General features: G+C 49.9%; 22 protein-coding genes. 10 read left to right on the forward strand and 12 right to left on the reverse strand.

Translation table 11 applies throughout. The features are described 5' to 3' along the window. The first annotated feature begins 81 nt into the window (after positions 1-81). From thiD to V5J35_RS10320, 4 genes are read left to right on the forward strand one after another with little or no spacing between them, the layout of a single operon-like run. Positions 82-915, forward strand: coding sequence for a bifunctional hydroxymethylpyrimidine kinase/phosphomethylpyrimidine kinase (gene thiD / locus V5J35_RS10305; RefSeq protein WP_354011140.1), 834 nt, complete (start codon positions 82-84; stop codon positions 913-915). Then, the gene (locus tag V5J35_RS10310; protein WP_354011141.1) at positions 915-1679 is read left to right on the forward strand and encodes an ABC transporter ATP-binding protein; all 765 of its coding nucleotides are present in this window, start codon (positions 915-917) and stop codon (positions 1677-1679) included. Before thiD ends, V5J35_RS10310 begins: the two co-directional genes overlap by 1 nt. After that, complete coding sequence (locus V5J35_RS10315) at positions 1679-2419, forward strand: ABC transporter permease (RefSeq protein WP_354011142.1); 741 nt, start codon at positions 1679-1681, stop codon at positions 2417-2419. Before V5J35_RS10310 ends, V5J35_RS10315 begins: the two co-directional genes overlap by 1 nt. A gap of 46 nt (positions 2420-2465) precedes the next feature. Continuing rightward, positions 2466-3413, forward strand: a complete 948-nt coding sequence (locus V5J35_RS10320; protein WP_354011143.1) for an ABC transporter substrate-binding protein — start codon at positions 2466-2468, stop codon at positions 3411-3413. 69 nt (positions 3414-3482) lie between these two features. On the opposite strand, the gene V5J35_RS10325 is transcribed toward V5J35_RS10320, so the two are convergent. Together V5J35_RS10325 and V5J35_RS10330 are read right to left on the reverse strand one after the other, a co-directional pair. Continuing rightward, positions 3483-3875 (reverse strand): hypothetical protein, encoded by a 393-nt coding sequence (locus V5J35_RS10325; RefSeq protein ID WP_354011144.1) that lies wholly within the window; start codon positions 3873-3875, stop codon positions 3483-3485. Positions 3876-4083: 208 nt separating this feature from the next. Next, positions 4084-4476 (reverse strand): cupin domain-containing protein, encoded by a 393-nt coding sequence (locus V5J35_RS10330; protein ID WP_354011145.1) that lies wholly within the window; start codon positions 4474-4476, stop codon positions 4084-4086. Positions 4477-4768: 292 nt separating this feature from the next. Here V5J35_RS10330 and V5J35_RS10335 point away from each other — a divergent pair, with 292 nt between their 5' ends. Beyond that, complete coding sequence (locus tag V5J35_RS10335; protein WP_354011146.1) at positions 4769-6229, forward strand: SLC13 family permease; 1461 nt, start codon at positions 4769-4771, stop codon at positions 6227-6229. A gap of 70 nt (positions 6230-6299) precedes the next feature. On the opposite strand, the gene V5J35_RS10340 is transcribed toward V5J35_RS10335, so the two are convergent. From V5J35_RS10340 to lptM, 8 genes are all read right to left on the reverse strand, one after another. Continuing rightward, a complete protein-coding gene (locus V5J35_RS10340) occupies positions 6300-6953 on the reverse strand; it encodes a hypothetical protein (RefSeq protein WP_354011147.1) in 654 nt (217 codons plus the stop codon). Between the two features lie 141 nt (positions 6954-7094). Further along, a complete protein-coding gene (gene udp, locus V5J35_RS10345; RefSeq protein ID WP_354011148.1) occupies positions 7095-7871 on the reverse strand; it encodes a uridine phosphorylase in 777 nt (258 codons plus the stop codon). Between the two features lie 78 nt (positions 7872-7949). Next, positions 7950-8921, reverse strand: coding sequence for a hypothetical protein (locus V5J35_RS10350; protein ID WP_354011149.1), 972 nt, complete (start codon positions 8919-8921; stop codon positions 7950-7952). A gap of 213 nt (positions 8922-9134) precedes the next feature. After that, a complete protein-coding gene (gene xerC, locus V5J35_RS10355; RefSeq protein WP_354011150.1) occupies positions 9135-10070 on the reverse strand; it encodes a tyrosine recombinase XerC in 936 nt (311 codons plus the stop codon). Continuing rightward, positions 10070-10837 (reverse strand): DUF484 family protein, encoded by a 768-nt coding sequence (locus tag V5J35_RS10360; protein ID WP_354011151.1) that lies wholly within the window; start codon positions 10835-10837, stop codon positions 10070-10072. Before V5J35_RS10360 ends, xerC begins: the two co-directional genes overlap by 1 nt. Further along, entirely contained in the window at positions 10834-11664 is an 831-nt protein-coding gene (gene dapF, locus V5J35_RS10365; protein ID WP_354011152.1) for a diaminopimelate epimerase, read from the reverse strand. Before dapF ends, V5J35_RS10360 begins: the two co-directional genes overlap by 4 nt. 29 nt (positions 11665-11693) lie before the next feature. Then, entirely contained in the window at positions 11694-12950 is a 1257-nt protein-coding gene (gene lysA, locus V5J35_RS10370) for a diaminopimelate decarboxylase (RefSeq protein WP_354011153.1), read from the reverse strand. Between the two features lie 82 nt (positions 12951-13032). Then, positions 13033-13170: an LPS translocon maturation chaperone LptM gene (gene lptM, locus V5J35_RS10375; RefSeq protein WP_354011154.1), complete on the reverse strand. Its 138-nt coding sequence runs from the start codon at positions 13168-13170 to the stop codon at positions 13033-13035. A gap of 125 nt (positions 13171-13295) precedes the next feature. Between lptM and cyaY the strand changes: the two genes are divergently transcribed. The 4 genes from cyaY to V5J35_RS10395 all read left to right on the forward strand — a co-directional run bounded on the left by cyaY (position 13296) and on the right by V5J35_RS10395 (position 14560). Further along, positions 13296-13613: an iron donor protein CyaY gene (gene cyaY / locus V5J35_RS10380; protein WP_354011155.1), complete on the forward strand. Its 318-nt coding sequence runs from the start codon at positions 13296-13298 to the stop codon at positions 13611-13613. 93 nt (positions 13614-13706) lie between these two features. Next, on the forward strand, positions 13707-13979 hold the full coding sequence (locus V5J35_RS10385; protein ID WP_354011156.1) for a BrnT family toxin: 273 nt from the start codon (positions 13707-13709) through the stop codon (positions 13977-13979). Then, complete coding sequence (brnA, locus tag V5J35_RS10390) at positions 13969-14190, forward strand: type II toxin-antitoxin system BrnA family antitoxin (protein WP_354011157.1); 222 nt, start codon at positions 13969-13971, stop codon at positions 14188-14190. Before V5J35_RS10385 ends, brnA begins: the two co-directional genes overlap by 11 nt. 52 nt (positions 14191-14242) lie before the next feature. Continuing rightward, positions 14243-14560 (forward strand): hypothetical protein, encoded by a 318-nt coding sequence (locus V5J35_RS10395; protein ID WP_354011158.1) that lies wholly within the window; start codon positions 14243-14245, stop codon positions 14558-14560. Positions 14561-14630: 70 nt separating this feature from the next. Here the strand turns inward: V5J35_RS10395 and V5J35_RS10400 are convergent, their stop codons facing one another. Further along, positions 14631-15728: a porin gene (locus V5J35_RS10400; protein ID WP_354011159.1), complete on the reverse strand. Its 1098-nt coding sequence runs from the start codon at positions 15726-15728 to the stop codon at positions 14631-14633. 618 nt (positions 15729-16346) lie between these two features. Then, positions 16347-17042: a thiaminase II gene (tenA, locus tag V5J35_RS10405; RefSeq protein ID WP_354011160.1), complete on the reverse strand. Its 696-nt coding sequence runs from the start codon at positions 17040-17042 to the stop codon at positions 16347-16349. 227 nt (positions 17043-17269) lie between these two features. On the opposite strand from tenA, the gene ftnA reads away from it, so the two are divergent. Then, complete coding sequence (gene ftnA / locus V5J35_RS10410) at positions 17270-17785, forward strand: non-heme ferritin (protein WP_354011161.1); 516 nt, start codon at positions 17270-17272, stop codon at positions 17783-17785. The last annotated feature ends 24 nt before the right edge of the window (positions 17786-17809 follow it).

Here is a 17809-nt window from a genome sequence, read left to right on the forward strand (position 1 = left end):
TCATCGTTGCCTTATAAACAGCTGCTTTTATCGCTTGCCTCAACGTTTCCATCGTCAGTTCGGAAGGAGTAAACCGAACCGATGATAACTGATAAAACCCTATCCACTCCCATTGCCCTGACCATTGCCGGATCAGACAGCGGTGGCGGTGCCGGAATCCAGGCTGACCTGAAAACTTTCTCGGCTCTGGGCGCTTACGGTTGCAGTGTGATTACCGCCCTGACCGCCCAGAATACCCGGGGTGTTCAGGGAATCTTCGACGTTGACCCTGCCTTCATTCATCAACAGCTTGACTCTGTCCTGTCCGACCTTGATGTAAAAGCCGTAAAAGTCGGTATGCTCAGCCAGCCGGAAGTGATTGAAACCGTTGCTGAACGCATTGAGTATTACCAGGTAAAACGCCTGGTGGTTGATCCGGTCATGGTCGCCACCAGCGGTGACGTTCTGCTGCAGAGTGAAGCGATTAAAATCCTGAAAGAAGTCCTGATCCCTAAAGCTTCCCTGATTACACCTAACCTGCCCGAAGCCGCTGTTCTGCTGGGGCAGGACAAGCCGGAAAATACCCAACAAATGCTGGATATGATTGAACCACTGCTGGAGCTGGGTGCTAAAGCGGTACTTCTGAAAGGCGGTCATCTGACAGGCAGCCAGGTGGAAAGCGGCAAGGCCGTAGACTTTTACCACGATGGTCAGTCCCTGCACCGTCTGGAATCCCCCTGGACGGAAACCGGTAACACCCATGGCACAGGCTGTACCCTGTCTTCCGCCATTACAGCACTGCTCGCACAAGGCTACAGCATGAGTGAGGCGGTTCAGGGGGGCAAAGAATACATTGCGGCAGCCATTGCCAAGGCTGACGAGTTAAACATTGGACAGGGTCATGGCCCGGTACACCACTTCTACCGGAACTGGTGATGTTTGACGTTATTATCAAGGGTGCCTCACTGTCGTACGACAGCAAACCTGTTTTTACCGGACTGAATTTAACCCTTAAGGGCGGGCAGTGGACCTGCCTGCTCGGGGGCAGCGGTGTTGGTAAAACCAGTCTGCTGCGGTTTATTGCCGGTCTGAATATAAGTAGTCAGGACGTTTCAGTCTCGGGTACCGCCTTGTGTCAGGATGGTTTTGAGCTGAACCAGCGCATCGCCTGGATGGCGCAGCAGGATCTGCTGCTGCCCTGGTTTTCAGTGCTCGACAACATCACCCTTGGACAGCGTCTTCGCAGTCCGGTGTTTCGTCGCCAGAAAGTGGCTTCTGAACATCTGGAACAGGCAAAAGACATACTCAACCGGGTGGGTCTCAGTGACAAGGTGCAGGAGCTGCCACAGAACCTTTCCGGTGGTCAGCGACAGCGGGTTGCACTGGCACGCACATTGATGGAAAACCGTCCGGTGGTGTTGATGGATGAACCCTTTGGCGCCCTGGATGCCATCACCCGGCTAAACCTTCAGGACCTTGCCTGCGAACTGCTGCATAACCGTACGGTACTGCTGATCACCCACGATCCGCTGGAAGCCCTGCGCCTGGGGCATCAGGTCTACCACCTGCAGGGACATCCTGCCCGATTGACCGACCCCATAGTTCCTCCCGGCGCAATACCCCGTTCACTGGACAACAGTCAGCTGATGTCCCTGCATGGTCAGTTGCTGGAACGGCTGCGTCATGAGGAGGCCGCCTGATGATACGTCCTCTGATTGTTGTACTGGGTTTGCTGCTGGGCTGGGAAACCCTGGTCCGAGTGCTGGAAATGCCCAGCTATATTCTGCCCGGTCCCACACAGGTTGCCCTCAGCATGCACGACAATGCCAGTCTGCTTTGGGATAACACGCTGGTCACCATGACAGAGATGCTGCTTGGTCTGGGTCTTGGCGTCAGCCTGGGCGTTCTGCTGGCTTTGTTGCTGGTGTATTTCAGCAGCCTGCGTCCATGGTTGTTGCCATTGCTGCTGATTACCCAGGCCATCCCGGTATTTGCGCTGGCCCCCATTCTGATGCTCTGGTTTGGTTACGGGCTGGCCTCCAAGGTGGTGATGACCATCCTTGTGATTTTCTTCCCGGTGGCTACCTGCTGCTATGACGGCTTGCGACACACTAATAAAGAGTGGCTGGAAATGGCACACACCATGGGCGGCAACGGCTTTGCCATTCTCCGTTACATCCGCTGGCCTGCTGCCCTGCCAGCACTGGCATCGGGTTTGCGGGTCGCAGTCGTGGTGGCTCCGATTGGTGCCGTCGTGGGAGAGTGGGTAGGTTCCAGTGCCGGACTGGGTTATATGATGATGCAGGCTAATGCCCGACTCTGGGTAGACCAGATGTTTGCGGCCCTGGCTGTTCTGGCTACCTGTACCGTCAGCCTTTATTTCATAACAGATCATTTGCTGAAGAAGTGGATTCCCTGGCAGACGGAAACAGCCCGGTAAAACAACTCTCTAAAACGTAAAGAACTAATACATTAGGATTTGAAACGTGCTTAAACGACTATTGTCATTCATTTTAGTGTTGTTGCCGATGGTGGTAACCGCAGCCCCCGTTGAGAAAAACAAAGACCTGACCCTGATGCTGGAATGGTTTATCAACCCCGACCATGCACCCATTATTGTGGCGCAGCAGAAGGGTTATTTTGAACAGGAAGGTCTTAACGTCACCATTCAGGAACCAGCTGACCCGAACCTGCCCCCAAAACTGGTGGCAGCAGGTAATGCTGACATTGCAGTGTATTACCAGCATGCCCTGAGTTATGCCGTGGATTCAGGGCTTCCGCTGGTCTGGGCCGGCACCCTGGTAGCGACCCCTCTGGATGGCCTGATTGTTCTGGAAGAAGGCAAAATCAAAAGCCTTGAAGACATGAAAGGCAAAACCATTGGTGTCAGCACAAACGGTAACCACAAAGCGTTTATTGATACCCTGTTCAACCCTCATGGTTTTGGTTACGACGATATTCAACTGGTGAACGTTGGCTGGAACCTGTCGTCTTCATTGATGACCGGACGGGTTGATGCCATTCTCGGTGCGTACCGTAATTTTCAGCTGAATGAGCTGATTCTGGCGGGCAGTAAAGGCAAGATGTTCTATTACGAGGAAAATGGTATTCCTCCTTACGATGAGCTGATCTTTATTGCCAACCGGGATAAGCACGACAAAGACGCCATTCGTCGTTTCCTTCGTGGCGTTGAGCTGGGCGCACAGTTTATTGCCAACAACCCGGACAAAGGCTGGGAAATTTTCAGGGACTCCAATCCCCGTCAGCTGGATAATGAGCTGAATAAACGTGCATGGTACGACACCATTCCTCACCTGGCGCGTCGCCCTGCGGCAAAGGATACGGGGCGTTATCAGCGAGTAGCGGATTTTCTGTATGAACACAAAGAGTTGAAAAAGCCCCAGAAGGCAGATGATCTGATGATATCCCTGTAAAGACCAGCCTCTATTGCGGCCTAAGGCTGCAATAGAGGTGTACTGTGAAAAAACAATACAAATTAAAAATCATTTAGGTGGAGCAAAATCCTGAGCATGGTCTCTGTGCGCGGTATAAATGGTTTCTCCGTCACTTTCCCCGTCAAAATATACGGTTACGTCTGGAGAGAACAGGATAATATCTCCAACCTCTGCCGTGTACTTGTTGCCCTCCGTATCCCGCATAACAATTTTACCTTTTGTGACCACCTTGTACTCAACACAGTCGTAGGTGAACTCAAAGCCTTCGCCCGGGCTCATGGTGAAATGCCCTACAGACAAAGCGTTTTTGTTAGTCGTTGCCGCCTGCTCTGACATGTGGCTTTTCAAACCCGGAACATTCAGCGCCTGGCTCAGGTCGTTCATTTTTACAGATCCGGCCTTGATAATGGATATACCTGGCTTGTCGGTTAACGTACTCATACCTGATCTCTACGGTTACAAAAGAACAGAGCCGTAAAAGGCTCACAGAAAGTATAAACGTCAGTTTATGTTGTACTGATAAAATTTATTCTTAGTCGTGACCGCACCCTTTGCCGGTCCGGCAGGTATCCCTGTATAGACCAGCCCCTATTGCGGCCTCAGGCTGCAACAGGTGTACTGTGAAAAAACAGTACTGATCAGATTAAAATCATTTGGGTAGAGCAAAATCCTGGTCAAGCTCCCTGTGTCCGATGTAAATGGCTTCTCCATCACTTTCACCGTCAAAATAGACGGTTACGTCCGGAGAGAACACGATTACATCTCCTGCCTCTGCCGTGTGCTTATTACCTTCTTTGTCTCGTATAACAATCTTGCCCTTTGTGATCACCTTGCATTCAACAGTGTTGTAGGTGTACTCAAATCCTTCGCCCGGTCTCATGGTGAAATGCCCCATAGACAGGACATTTTTGTCGTTCGTTACTGCCTGCTCTGATATGTGGCTTATCAAACCCGGAACATTCAGCGTCAGGCTCAGGTCATTCATTTTTAGAGACCCGGCCTTGATGATGGATATGCCGGGCTTGTCGGTTAATGTACTCATACCTGATCTCTTCGGTTACAAAAGAACAGAGCCGTAAAAAGCTCAAAAGAAAGTATAAGCGTCAGCTTACCGTTGTACTGATAAAATTTATTCTGGGTGCTATTGCTGCCTCTGCTACCATTCGGGGTTCTGCCTGGGGCCGTTTTGTTGCATGGTGGAATGCGCCTTACAAAACAGACCTTCACAGATTTGAACAACAATTCTGCACAACCTCCCCCAAAACTGATCCAGATCAACAAACTATTCCCCCAATCCAGCACACTGACACCCATAACAACAACTGGAGGTCTGCATGACAACAGCCACTTCCGCCTTCACTCGCGGTGCGCCCGGATTATCTTACTGGGTATCACTGTTCACCGGCCCGATCATTCTTCTTCTGACCATCATCACACCACCACCCCAGGGAATGACCCAGGATGCATGGTATATGGTAGGGGTCGCCACCTTAATGGCTATCTGGTGGGTATCGGAAGTGGTACCTATACCCGTGACAGCCCTGACACCCATCGTTGTGGTTCCACTGCTGGGCGTTGCCAGCATTCGGGAAGTAACCGCCCCCTTTGCCAACCCGACCATCTATCTGTTCTTCGGTGGTTTTATGCTGGGTGTGGCCATGGAGCGCTGGAATCTGCACAAACGCATTGCACTGAGTATCATGCTCGCCACAGGGGTCAAACCAAGCCGGCAGGTGGCAGGCTTTATGGTGGCAACCGCCTTCCTGAGTATGTGGGTCTCCAATACGGCCACCAGCGCCATGATGCTGCCGATTGGCCTGTCAGTGGCTGCAATGATGAGCGGTTCTGAGGAAGGCAGAGCGCGTTTCGCTAAAATGCTGCTGCTGGCTATTGCCTACAGTGCCAGTATTGGCGGTCTTGCGACCCTGATCGGTACTCCGCCGAATGCCTTGCTGGCGGCTTTTCTGAGTGAAACTTACAACATTGATATTGGTTTTGCCCAGTGGATGATGGTGGGGCTTCCTATCTCATTCCTGATGCTTGTAGCCACCTGGCTCTGGCTGACCAAATTCAGTTTCAGGATGGACGACATTGAAAGTCCGGATGCGCGCAAAGTGCTTAAAGGACAGCTGGATGATCTGGGACCCATGACCCGCGGCGAAAAAAGCATCGGCATTATCTTTGCCCTGACTGCCCTGGCATGGATCTTCCGTCCACTGCTGAAAGATTATATTCCGGGGCTGTCAGATGCCGGGATTGCTGTTGCAGCGGCTATCAGTCTGTTTATCGTTCCGGTCAACCGGGATGAGCGCATTTACGTACTGACCTGGGACAAGGCACGTGAAATTCCCTGGGGTGTGCTGTTGCTGTTCGGTGGCGGCTTAACTCTGGCAGCACTGATCAAGTCTACCGGCCTGGCCGACTGGATTGCCGATGCCATGAGTATTGTGGGTGGTCTGCCTATTCTGCTGGTTGTGGCTTTTGTCGTTACCGTGATTATTTTCCTGACCGAGTTGACCAGCAACACCGCAACAGCCGCAGGCTTCCTGCCACTAATGGGAGCTTTAGGTGTTTCTCTGGGTATAGATCCTGTTCTATTGGCAGTGCCTGCTGCTCTGGCTGCCAGTTGTGCCTTTATGATGCCGGTAGCAACACCGCCTAACGCCATTGTTTTCGGATCGGGTAAGCTGGAGATTATTGATATGATCAAGGCCGGGTTTGCCCTGAATATTATCGGCGTTATTCTGGTGACACTGACGGGGTACTACCTTGCATCCACTGTACTGATTCCGTGACTCCATAATCAAAAAGGCCATGCAGACAGTGTTCACTCTGCATGGCCGTTTTTATAGAGGGTTCTGGTAATCAGCTTTGCTTAAATCGCTTTAGAAAAGTTTCCACCTCAGGCATTGATTCATTGTAAGCATCAACCATTCCTGAAATATTTACCGTCCAGCGTGCGCAATATTGCCTGCTGAATGACCTGAGTGACGTAAGGTTTTCAGCCAGTCTGGTTAAATCTTTCAGGTCACGATCATCAGAGGCTATTTCTATGCCTTTGGCTTCTGCCTGACTCTTTAACTGATATATTTCCCCAACGATTTCTTTTATGTACTCAGCCCACTGATCAACTTTTTTAGCGCTAAAGACCATGAACAGATAGTCTTCCCTCTCCTTCCCGCTTTTTTTACTTTTGATCGCCTCAATCAACTGACTCAAAGCAAGCTTTTTATTGTCTGTAGTAGCAACGTAATCTCTGGTTGCTTCCGTGCTGCTAAGTACGGATGACAGTTCTAAATCACCTAACGGGACAGCTACTTCACTTGTGACCCTTTCATCGAGTTCTTTTTTTGGATGGCTGACAGTACAATAATCCTCATTCGTACCTAATTGTTTAAGGGTACCCACCTCAACCGTTATTTTCTGCACTCCCTTATCACCGGCATTATCGGCGACTTCCAAGTTCATAAAGTAACCTGGTACATAACCTTTTGGATCTAATGGTGAATTCGGCTCCATACTAACAACATCCTTTTATTGTGAACTGATACCTGGTACATCATTTCAATGAGATTGATGGATCACGCAGGTTGGATTGAACGTAATGAAACAATGTACTAGATAGTCAGACAAAGAGTTCGCGTGTAAGTTCCAGCCCCCTCAGTGCTTGTCTTGATTCAACAACAGGCCAGCCGCATTCACTACCACCTTCACCGCCCTGGCTTCTGCCTCCGCGATTTTGGATTCATCAGGAATTTCCTGACGCGTCCGGTTAACAATAACAGCTGCAACACAACCGGCCTTCAGCCCTGAGGCGGCACACATGGTCAGTAGCGTTGCCGACTCCATTTCATAATTCAGAACTCCCAGCGCCTGCCACTCTTCCATCGAACCCCGGAAACGGCGGATAACATGCCCGGTAACCGTGTCGTAACGTTCCTGCCCCGGATAAAAGGTATCGGAGGAAGCCGTTATTCCCACCTGATAATCAGCAGACTCTGAACGAGCGGCTGACACCAGAGCCTCGGTGCATTCAAATGAAGAAACTGCCGGAAACTCCATCGGGGCAAAGTGAGTACTGGCACCATCCAGGCGAACCGAGGCATTGGTGATGATCAGGCTCCCGGGGTCAATGTGTGCCTGAATTGCCCCGGTTGTACCTACCCGTAGAAACGTTGTAATACCTAACTGGGCAAGCTCTTCTACGGCAATTGACGTTGATGGCCCACCGATGCCGGTGGAACAGACGACAACCGGTTTTCCATTTAGCCAGGCCAGCCAGGAAGTGTATTCACGTACGCTGTGGAGAAACGTTGGGTTATCCATCTGGCTGGCAATTCGCTCAACCCTTGCCGGATCACCGGGAACAATCGCCAGCTCTGCACCCTGCAGTTGGTCGCGGGTAATACCGAGGTGAAAAACAGTATTCGCAGGCATCTGAATTACTCCTGTGGAGCCTTGTCGATGCTTAAGATTATTGTTGGTATTTGTGGATTCTGCACTGAGGAATATCAACTACAGATCAGATGACGCAAGCGGAACACTTGCATCATTCCGTTGAAAGACTTCCTTAAGATAGTCCTGGTTCTCACTGAAAAGCTGATGATAGTTTTGACAGAAACGCTCTTCATCGGGTTCAAGAAGTACTTCCACGGAAGGTGCCACTCCCTCTCTCCATGGGGGCAGGTCAATCCCGTAACGGCGACAGAGCGTATTCGTCAGCATTTCCGCAATTCCCCCGCTGCCACGGTGGGTCGGAGCCAGATGAACATACCACCAGTGAATTTTCGGAATAACAGTCATATCGCCTTTAAGCCCCCTGTCAACCAGATGTTCAATATGACTCATCACCGGAGCGATCAGTGTTTCATGGGTATGGAGCCAGACGGCTGATTCTTTTTTGTCACCGACATAACACAGATCATTTGCGCTAAACCAGTCTTCAGATTCGCATCGGCGATGCTTTTTGATCCTCGGACAAAACACGTACTGGGTTAAAGGAACACCCTCGCCATCAATATTCCCCATAACAAGGCCATAACGCAGCGAATCCTGATGTCCCCTGAAGCTCTTACGGAATAATTGGATCAGGTCAGAATCATTCTCTTCAACAAAATGTTCACCGTCATAAGGCAGTGATACAGCCCTTTCCATGGCGTGAAAATAAAGACTGGAACAAAGTTGGGTAAGGGTCAGAATATTTTTTTCCTTATCTTCCGACAGGTCACGCCGGACACCAAACTTATCGGCATCCTCCGTTTCTCTTTCCCTGGCAATCTCTCCTCTTTTCGCTTCAAAAAAAGAAATCAGTTCTTTTCCTGACCAGCCCTCCCTTTCAACCTTCTCCCTGGCCTCTGAAACAGCTCGCTCAAACAGATAACTCCATATACCAGGCCCCAGGCGGCCATAAACCGCCCATTCCTTAACAGGTCTTTGTGCCAGATGTTTCCTGGAAAGGTTTGATGATATGTCACAGGAATCCCACACCTTTTTGTCAGGCTTCGTGATAGCAACGTCAGGCGAGGAGCCCTTTTCCTGAGACTGAGACGAAAACGAAACAGGTGTTTGTCTACTTGTCGGAGATGAAGGTGGTAAATCCATTAACTGCTCTTTGTAAAGGCTAATCCATTAATGGTTATGACAACCCGCCCCGCCAATGGTTCCACCGGGCAGTCAAAACATTAAAAGCAGCTTAACTGTTCAATCTTTACCTTTTTTACGACGGGCTCTCGGATGAGCCTTGTCGTACACATCTGCCAGATGCTGAAAATCCAGATGGGTATAAATCTGGGTGGTGGAAATATCACTGTGTCCCAGTAATTCCTGAACCGCTCTCAGGTCGCCACTGGATTCCAGCAGATGGCTGGCAAAAGAGTGCCTCAGCATGTGGGGATGAACAGACGTCGGCATGCCCTGTTCCCGGGCCTGTCGTTTGACCCGGTTCTGCACCTGTCGATGGCTGATCCGTTCGCCCCGCTTCGACAGAAACAGCGCCTGTTCGTCTTTTACCGGAAGCATCGCCCTGACAGAAAGCCACAATTGAATGGCTTCTCTGGCTTTGCGCCCCACGGGAACAATGCGTTCTTTGCTGCCTTTACCCAGCACGCTGACCCGCTGGAAGCCTTCTTCAAAGCTGTCAAGGTTCAGCCCTACCAGTTCAGACAGCCGCAGCCCTGAAGAATAAAACAGCTCCAGCATGGCCTGATCCCTTAAAACCAGAGGGTCATCGTCACGGTTATTCAGCAGCGCGTCCATCTGGTCAGTATCGAGCGTGACGGGCAGTTTTCTTGAGGCTTTAGGGGCAGAAAGGAGTTTGGCAGGATTATCTTCAACGATTCCCTGACGGTTAAGGTATCGAAACAAACTGCGTACCGAAGACAGCAATCGCTGCAGGCTTTTACTCTGCAAACCATTACCATGCAGCTCTGCCAGCCAGAGCCTGAGCCGCTTTTCAGAAAGTTCAGGCCATGTGCTGATATTTTGCGAGGCCAGCCAGTCCGAGAGTTTCTTCAGGTCACGACAATAGGCTGCCAGCGTATGCCGGGAGCTGTTTTTCTCAAACTTCAGATAATCCAGAAAGGCGTTTATGTCTTTCTGTAAAGGGTCTCTCTGTAGGGATGTCTGCTGAAACGACATCAGAGAAACCGGCTCAACACACGACAGAGAACATCGCTTAAATAACCCAGAAACAGATTCCCCATAGACGCCCTGAAGTGATTTTCATCCCGGCTGCCCAGTGCCAGCACTCCAACAGAGTCAGGAAAATTCAGTGGTGACAGTGCAACAGAACCGATACTCGGATGATCGTTCGGAAACAGGAACTCCAGCTCTTTCTCCGCCATACGTCCACACACCACTTTCTGACCACCGTTCAGGCTGACCAGCAGATCACCCAGCACAGAGTTGGCAACATCCTGATTTTCGGTGCGAACCGGACTCTCAACCGGCTGTTTGTTGAACAGGATAAGCGCATGAAACTCCACACCAAAGTCGTTTTCCAGACCGTCACGGAGTGTCTCTGTTACCTGCTCCAGATCGTTGCTCTCGATTAAAGCCAGTACCAGTCGGCGGGAGTTGTCAAACAGCCGGTCATTATCATGAGCCACACTGACAAGACGGTTCAGTCGCTGCTTCAATTCATCGTTACGATCACGAAGCAGCGCCAGTTGTCGCTCATAAAGGGAGATGGCAGAACCGCGATGATGGGGCAGGGCTAACGACATCAGCAGTTCATCCTGCCCCATAAAAAACTCAGGGTTCTGCTGCAGGTAGTCAGCCACTTCCGCTGGAGTCAGTTCATCACGGGTATTGTCATGGGGACTCTCATGAGGACTTTCATGGGTACTCTCATGGGAAAGAGCCGGAATGGTTGTACTGGACTCCGGAGTGGCTGAATCGCTCATAAGCGGGTCTGTCCTTCAAATACCCTGGTGGCCGTTCCAGTCATGATAACCGAGTGACCTTCTCCCGACCAATGAATGTTCAATGTCCCCCCCGGAAGGTTGACCCGAACCTCGTCACCCAGAAGTCCCTGCAACCGCCCGGCAACCACTGCCGCACAGGCACCGGTACCACAGGCGAGGGTTTCACCAACACCCCGTTCAAAGACCCTGAGGTTGATTTCAGCCTGATCCAGAACCTGCATAAACCCTACGTTACAGCGTTTGGGGAAACGGTTATGTTTTTCCATCAGCGAGCCCAGCCGTTCTACAGGCGCACGGTTGACGTCATCTACCTGCAACACGGCATGGGGATTACCCATGGAGACGGCACTGACCTCAAAGTCCTCGCCATCAATACGCAGGTCGTAGGTAGGGCGCTGTTCCTGCGCCTTGAACGGGATATCTCCGGGCTGCAGCCTGGGAACACCCATATCAACAGCCACTTCACCGTTGGCGAGAATTTTCAGTTCAATATTCCCACCCGCAGTCTGTACCTGAATTGTGTCGCGTCCAATCAGCTTCTTATCCCGGACAAACTTGGCAAAACAGCGGGCGCCATTACCACATTGCTCCACTTCGCTGCCATCAGCATTGAAAATACGGTAGCGAAAGTCCATATCCGGATCAGTAGGCGGTTCAACAATCAACAGCTGGTCAAAGCCAACACCAAAACGACGGTCTGCCAGTCGGCGGATTTTTTCCGGAGGCAGGCGCACCGACTGGGTGACCATATCCACCACCATAAAGTCGTTACCCAGCCCATGCATTTTTGTAAAGTGTAACAGCATAAAAAAACTCGTTCTGTCCTTCCGGGCATTCACTGGCTATCAGGAAGTACGCTTTCGGGTGCCAGCTGTTCAGCAATGGTTTCACGGCGTCTGACCAGATGAACCTGATCACCATCCACCATGATTTCGGCACAACGGTTACGACTGTTATAGTTTGAACTCATGCCAAAACCATAAGCCCCTGCCGATTTCACTGCCAGAAGGTCACCTTCTGCTATTCGCAACACCCTGCCCCTGCCAAGGAAGTCACCGGTTTCACATATTGGCCCTACAATATCGTAAACCAGCGCTTCTTTACTATCATCAGGTACCACCGGTTCAATGCCATGCCAGGCACTGTAGATAGACGGACGCAATAAATCGTTCATGGCCGCATCTACCACGGCAAAGTTCTTATGATCGGTGCGTTTAATCAGCTCCACCTCCGTCAGCAGAATCCCTGCCTGCCCGGCAATGGAACGACCGGGTTCAACCACCAGTTTCAGGTTCCGTCCCTGCAGCCTGGCTTTAACCGTATTCAGGTAATCCGATGGGGTCGGGGGCGTTTCATCGTTGTAGGCAATACCCAGCCCTCCGCCAATATCAATATGCTTCAGCTCAATGCCCTGCGCCTGCAGGCTATCGACCAGCAGCAGTAACCGGTCCAGTGCATCAATAAAAGGTTCACCACTGGTCAGTTGGGAACCGATATGGCAATCCACCCCCACTATTTCAATATTTGGCATCTCAGCGGCTCGCTGATAAACCGCCAGCGCATGATTGATATCAATGCCAAACTTGTTGTCACGCAGGCCAGTGGAAATATAAGGATGGGTTTGAGCATCAACGTCAGGGTTTACCCGCAGTGAAATTGCAGCCCGTTTGCCCATTGATTCTGCTATCTGTTGAATGCGATCCAGTTCCGTTTCAGACTCAACGTTAAAGCAATGCACACCCACTTCCAGGGCGCGCTGAATCTCGTTATGCTGTTTCCCTACCCCTGAAAACACCACTGTGGCAGGATCGCCACCGGCAGCCAGAACCCGCTCCAGTTCTCCCACGGAAACAATATCGAAGCCTGCTCCCAAGCTGGCAAGAAGGTTCAGCACCGCCAGGTTGCCATTGGCTTTTACCGCATAGGCAATCATGTGAGGCACATCATTCAGAGCCTCTTTATAAGCTTTATAGCCCGCTTCTAACCCTGCCCGGGAATACACATAGGCGGGCGTGCCAAACTGTTCAGCGATACGTGACACTGCGACCTGCTCGGCATGCAGCGCACCATCACGATAGGAAAACCAGTCCATGAATCTGTCTTATCTCTTGTTATTTCAATTACTGCTTCAGGCTCAAGCAGCCATGAGCGGGCAAAACCATGAGCGGAAAATGTTACTGCTGCGTGAGTGCAGGGGCAGAAGCGTCTTCCGGCAGGTACAGGTCACCTTTCTGCCCACAGCCTGCGAGCAGGAAGGTACAGAAAACCAATGCCGTCATTGCTTTTATTGTTAATTTAAAAGGCGCTGTCATTGGAGGATTCCTTTTAAAATCAGCTTTATCATCAATCCCGACAGTATAACTGTGGAACATCCCCTGACTCTAGGGAATAATCGCATCCAGTTTAATAAATACTGAATGATTCACTGAGCAGCGCGATGAACGAAAACCAGTTTAACCAGAACCTTGATGAACTGATGATGGCCATTGAAGACGCCATTGAAGAACAGGAGCTGGATATTGATTATGAAACCTCAGGCGGGATTCTGACTCTGACCTGCCCCAACGACAGCCAAATCATTCTCAGTCGTCAGACACCTTTGCTGCAACTCTGGCTGGCGGCAAAAAGTGGCGGGTTTCATTTTGATTTTGATGAAGGGGTAAAGGGTTGGATGTGCAAAGGAGAGGCTTTGCCGGAGGTGCTGAACCGTTGTTTATCCGATCAGTGCAGCAGAGAGATTGCTATTAAACTGTAAGTACCAGCACTGCTCCATATTATGTTAATCATCTTGATCGACCCATAAAATATACTAATTTTATCCTTTCAGGCACTATAATGGTATAGATAAATGGGAAATACTCAGTTTGAGTACGATGAAGCCAAGAGTCTGACCAACAAGGATAAACATGGTATCGACTTCGATGAAGCAACAACTCTATGGGAAGACGACAAACTTGTCTGTCTGCCATCGAAGGTAAAAACTGATGAAAAGCGGTTGCTGTTCATTGGGCAAATAGGGACAAAGCACTGGACAGCCATAGCGACAAAGCGAGGAGAGAGTCTAAGAATTATCTCAGTGCGTCGGTCCAGAAAAAATGAGGTGGACATTTATGAAAGCTAAAGACATTGATAAAAAATTTGATGATGGTGAAGACGTTCTGGAATACTTCGATACTGACAATCCCCAGCGACCAAACCTCGAAGCTAAAAGGGTTAATATCGATTTTCCTGCATGGGTTGTTAATGAACTGGACAAGGAAGCCAGCACTATCGGCATCAGCCGTCAGGCTCTGATAAAAACGTGGATTGTAGAGAGAATCAGGCATCACTGACCGCTACCACAGCTATCCTGACAACACCCGTAAACAATAAGAGGTCAGAAGCATGGGTCTTGAACAGCGAGTGGAAGCTCTGGAAATCCAGCAGGCACAATGGGATGTGGTGATTCATGGAACACACGACGTTGTCTGTCTTATCCTCAAAGAGCAGCGGCAGGTTGACCGGAAGCTTTGCGATATAGAGCGCAGACTGGCAGAGCATGATGAGAGGTTTGATAAAATTGATGCCAAGTTTGAAAAAATAGACGATCGCTTCGACAAACTGGAGAAAAGGTTTGACGACCGCATCGACAAACTCGAACGCCTGATTGTCTCTTCACTGCTGGAAAAAACTGAGGGGGTAGAGAAAAAGGATTTGACCTGACCAGAAACAGAAAAGCTCCGGAGCTTTCGCCACGGAGCTTTTTGAGACACTGTCCTAGACAGCTACTAACTTAGAAGTAGTAGCGAGCCTGGATGGAGTAGGTGTCGTCTTTGTCTTTGTTGCCAGCTACGTCTTTATCGCGGCTAGTCGCCCATTCGAAAGCGAACTGCATTGGACCAGTCTTGTATACTGCACCCAGAGCGTACTCTTTGAACTGAGCGTCGGTTTTAGTAGTGCTGTTTTTACCCTTGTTTTTCTGAGCCTTGTCAGCGTCCAACTGGTTGTAACCAGTGTATACCGCGAAACCGTCCATCACTTGTGGCAGGTTCAGCTGAGCAAACAGTTCGATACCGGTAGACTTCTGATCCAGACCGGAGTCTACGGAAGTTACGTTACGGAACTCACCGTACATGGCAGCAGCGTAAACCATTTCGTTGTCGAACTTAACACCGAAGGTGGTGGACTTGGCCTTGTCCTGACCTGCGAAGTCAGTACCCTTCTCATCCTTGTACTTGGTTTCAGAGTAGGTGGCACCCAGAGACAGACCCATTGGCAGGTCGTAGCTCAGAGCAATACCATAGCCTTCGTTGCGCTTGAAAGTACGGCCATGAGTTTCACTGAACTGGGTATCACCAGCCAGCTGATACTGAGCGCCTACGTTCAGGCCACCAAAGCTGTTGCGGTACTGCAGAACGTCGTCAGCACGAGCGGAACCATCGGTGTCACCACCATTACGACCATTGTAGATACCCATGGCATTACCGCCACCGATAGCGTACATATCGGTCCAGCCGGAAACGTCGTACATTACAGACCAGTTCTTACCAGCATGGATAGAACCCATTTCATCGTGGCTCAGACCAACGAAACCCAGACGGTTAAAGAAGGTATCGCTCTTTTCGCCACCCTTGTACTCGTCCTGAGCGCGGAAGCCCCACTCAGTTACACCGTGACCAGTCCAGCCATTGTCAAACTTGTGAGCGAACTTCATGTTCAAACGAGCACTGTCGTTGTTCATTTCGGCCTTTTTGCCGTTTGCTTTTTCAGCAACCAGACCAACACGACCACCGATGCTCAGGCTGGTGGTGTCGTCGTTATATACTTCCAGAGCCATTGCCTGACCGGCAACGAGGGATGCTACTACTGTGGCAAGCAGTTTCTTCTGCATTGCTAACTCCTGACTAATATGCGTTGTGTGGCAAAATAACAGCCGCTATTTTTTGTTAAGTACAGGATCGAGAATCAACCATCCCTGCACAGCGGCAGTGAGGCGATTATGAATAGCATCTTGCACGAGCGTCACATCACAAAAACAAATACCCTTATTTGCAAATTTAATTTCCTTACGGTATCTACCTAACAAGAGAGCAAGGAGTGCAACAAGCACGAACAAAACAAACAGACACTACATACCCAACAACACACCAGACAACAGAAAACCGAACCTTGTTGTAATGTAAAATCTTCAGGATGCAGTCATTTTCATGTATGAAAAATCACCAAAATCACTGTTTTTTACAGATAAAATGTAATTTTTTTATTACTTTGGAGGGGTTTTACAGGTCGCTTTTTGTCATAATTTTGTCACAAAAAAGCCTCTGCCAAGGCACTATCAGAAAGCGTCCATAACGCGGTCAAAAACATCCATTATTCGTCGTTTAATTTCATAAAGTGACAATATCGGGCATCATCAAATACCCGATATTGAAAGGCTGCCAAGGCACTCTTACAATGCGCTGACATTGTTATAAGCAAACATCTGTCGACAACTATCTGTCAACAAGCGTCAGAACGAGCAGTTGACACCCATATCCCAAAAGCCGATTTCCAGCCGTGTTGCTTCCTGAAAGGTCTTTTGCAACGACACCAGTCGCTTGTCTGTAAAGCGGGACTCTGCCAGACGTTCAATGGTTTCTACTGTTTTTACCGAACCGGCAAGGAACTCATCTCCTCCATAGACCTGAATCCAGTCCCAGTAGGGGTTATCTTCCCGCTTGGTCGCCGGATCATTGATAAGCCGCTCACCGATTTCTGCATACCCCACGGAACAGGGCGACAGGGCGACCTGCAAATCGAGAATATCACCCGCCATACCACGCTCCAGCACGTAACGGGTATACGCCATGTTGGCACGGGCTTCCGGCACCTGAATGACATCCTGTTCCGTCAGGCCCCATTGTTTGCAGTAGGCTAAATGAATTTCGGTTTCAGCCAGTACAGCAGCAACACTTTCAGAAGCCGCCCGCATATCTTCCGGGTTGTCAGACTTATACACAGCCAGCGCATAAGCCCGCCCATAGTGAAGCAAGAACAGGTAGTCCTGTTGCAGATAGTGCTGAAAGCATTCCAGCGGCAAAGTGCCGTCTCCAATGCGCTGCACAAACTCATGATGACAATAAGCCTGCCAGTCATCTTTGCAGGCTGACTTTAATTGCCCAAACAGTGTGCTCGGATCATAGAAAATCGACGTATCAACACTCATTGCTGCACCTTATTAATGTAGGGCTCTTTTTGAGAAGCTTTCAGGAAAGTAGCAAAGCAGAATTTACCAGCTTGCCGTCATTCCCACACAGGTGGGAATCCACCAGTAGATCACCGCCTTCGCGGGGGTGACGATGGGGTATTCTAAAGAAGAAAGCCGTTGGGGCAACTGGATTTACGTTCTATAATCGCAGACCAGAAGTCAGATCAAACCAGAAGGAGTACATTATGCTAAGTCAAACGATGATCGATAAACTAAACGAGCAGATTAATCTCGAATTCTACTCTTCCAACCTGTACCTGCAAATGGCCTCATGGTGTGAAACACAGGGGCTGGAAGGCTGTTCTGCATTCTTTCGCGAACATGCGAGAGAAGAGATGCAGCACATGCAGAAGCTGTTTGACTATGTCAATGAAACCGGTGCTATGGCAATTCTGGGAGCCATTGAGGCACCACCTCATGAATACGAAACAGTTCGTCAGGTATTTAAGCTGACCTATGAGCACGAGTGCGAAGTGACCAGCAGCATCAATACACTGGCCCACACAGCATTTTCAGAACAGGACTACAGCTCGTTCAATTTTCTGCAGTGGTATGTGGCTGAACAGCATGAAGAGGAAAAGCTGTTCAAATCCATTCTCGACAAGATTGATATGATCGGTACAGAAGGCAACGGCCTGTATTTCATCGATCAGGAAGTGTCCAGAATTCAGGCTGCTGCACACGCTCAACCAGCCAGATAATAATAACCCATCATCATCCCCGAA

Origin of the sequence: Endozoicomonas sp. NE40 (genome assembly GCF_040549045.1) — a bacterium.
GTDB classification, from domain to species: domain Bacteria; phylum Pseudomonadota; class Gammaproteobacteria; order Pseudomonadales; family Endozoicomonadaceae; genus Endozoicomonas_A; species Endozoicomonas_A lisbonensis.

Bases quoted from the DNA above. Each gene is read 5' to 3' on its own strand.
- V5J35_RS10310 (WP_354011141.1), top strand. From the start codon at position 915: ATGTTTGACGTTATTATCAAGGGTGCCTCACTGTCGTACGACAGCAAA.
- udp (WP_354011148.1), bottom strand. From the start codon at position 7,871: ATGCCTGCGAATACTGTTTTTCACCTCGGTATTACCCGCGACCAACTG.
- cyaY (WP_354011155.1), top strand. From the start codon at position 13,296: ATGAACGAAAACCAGTTTAACCAGAACCTTGATGAACTGATGATGGCC.
- lysA (WP_354011153.1), bottom strand. From the start codon at position 12,950: ATGGACTGGTTTTCCTATCGTGATGGTGCGCTGCATGCCGAGCAGGTC.
- ftnA (WP_354011161.1), top strand. From the start codon at position 17,270: ATGCTAAGTCAAACGATGATCGATAAACTAAACGAGCAGATTAATCTC.
- V5J35_RS10340 (WP_354011147.1), bottom strand. From the start codon at position 6,953: ATGGAGCCGAATTCACCATTAGATCCAAAAGGTTATGTACCAGGTTAC.
- dapF (WP_354011152.1), bottom strand. From the start codon at position 11,664: ATGCTGTTACACTTTACAAAAATGCATGGGCTGGGTAACGACTTTATG.
- xerC (WP_354011150.1), bottom strand. From the start codon at position 10,070: ATGTCGTTTCAGCAGACATCCCTACAGAGAGACCCTTTACAGAAAGAC.
- thiD (WP_354011140.1), top strand. From the start codon at position 82: ATGATAACTGATAAAACCCTATCCACTCCCATTGCCCTGACCATTGCC.
- V5J35_RS10360 (WP_354011151.1), bottom strand. From the start codon at position 10,837: ATGAGCGATTCAGCCACTCCGGAGTCCAGTACAACCATTCCGGCTCTT.
- V5J35_RS10330 (WP_354011145.1), bottom strand. From the start codon at position 4,476: ATGAGTACATTAACCGACAAGCCCGGCATATCCATCATCAAGGCCGGG.
- V5J35_RS10315 (WP_354011142.1), top strand. From the start codon at position 1,679: ATGATACGTCCTCTGATTGTTGTACTGGGTTTGCTGCTGGGCTGGGAA.
- V5J35_RS10325 (WP_354011144.1), bottom strand. From the start codon at position 3,875: ATGAGTACGTTAACCGACAAGCCAGGTATATCCATTATCAAGGCCGGA.
- V5J35_RS10335 (WP_354011146.1), top strand. From the start codon at position 4,769: ATGACAACAGCCACTTCCGCCTTCACTCGCGGTGCGCCCGGATTATCT.
- tenA (WP_354011160.1), bottom strand. From the start codon at position 17,042: ATGAGTGTTGATACGTCGATTTTCTATGATCCGAGCACACTGTTTGGG.
- V5J35_RS10395 (WP_354011158.1), top strand. From the start codon at position 14,243: ATGGGTCTTGAACAGCGAGTGGAAGCTCTGGAAATCCAGCAGGCACAA.
- brnA (WP_354011157.1), top strand. From the start codon at position 13,969: ATGAAAGCTAAAGACATTGATAAAAAATTTGATGATGGTGAAGACGTT.
- V5J35_RS10400 (WP_354011159.1), bottom strand. From the start codon at position 15,728: ATGCAGAAGAAACTGCTTGCCACAGTAGTAGCATCCCTCGTTGCCGGT.
- V5J35_RS10385 (WP_354011156.1), top strand. From the start codon at position 13,707: ATGGGAAATACTCAGTTTGAGTACGATGAAGCCAAGAGTCTGACCAAC.
- lptM (WP_354011154.1), bottom strand. From the start codon at position 13,170: ATGACAGCGCCTTTTAAATTAACAATAAAAGCAATGACGGCATTGGTT.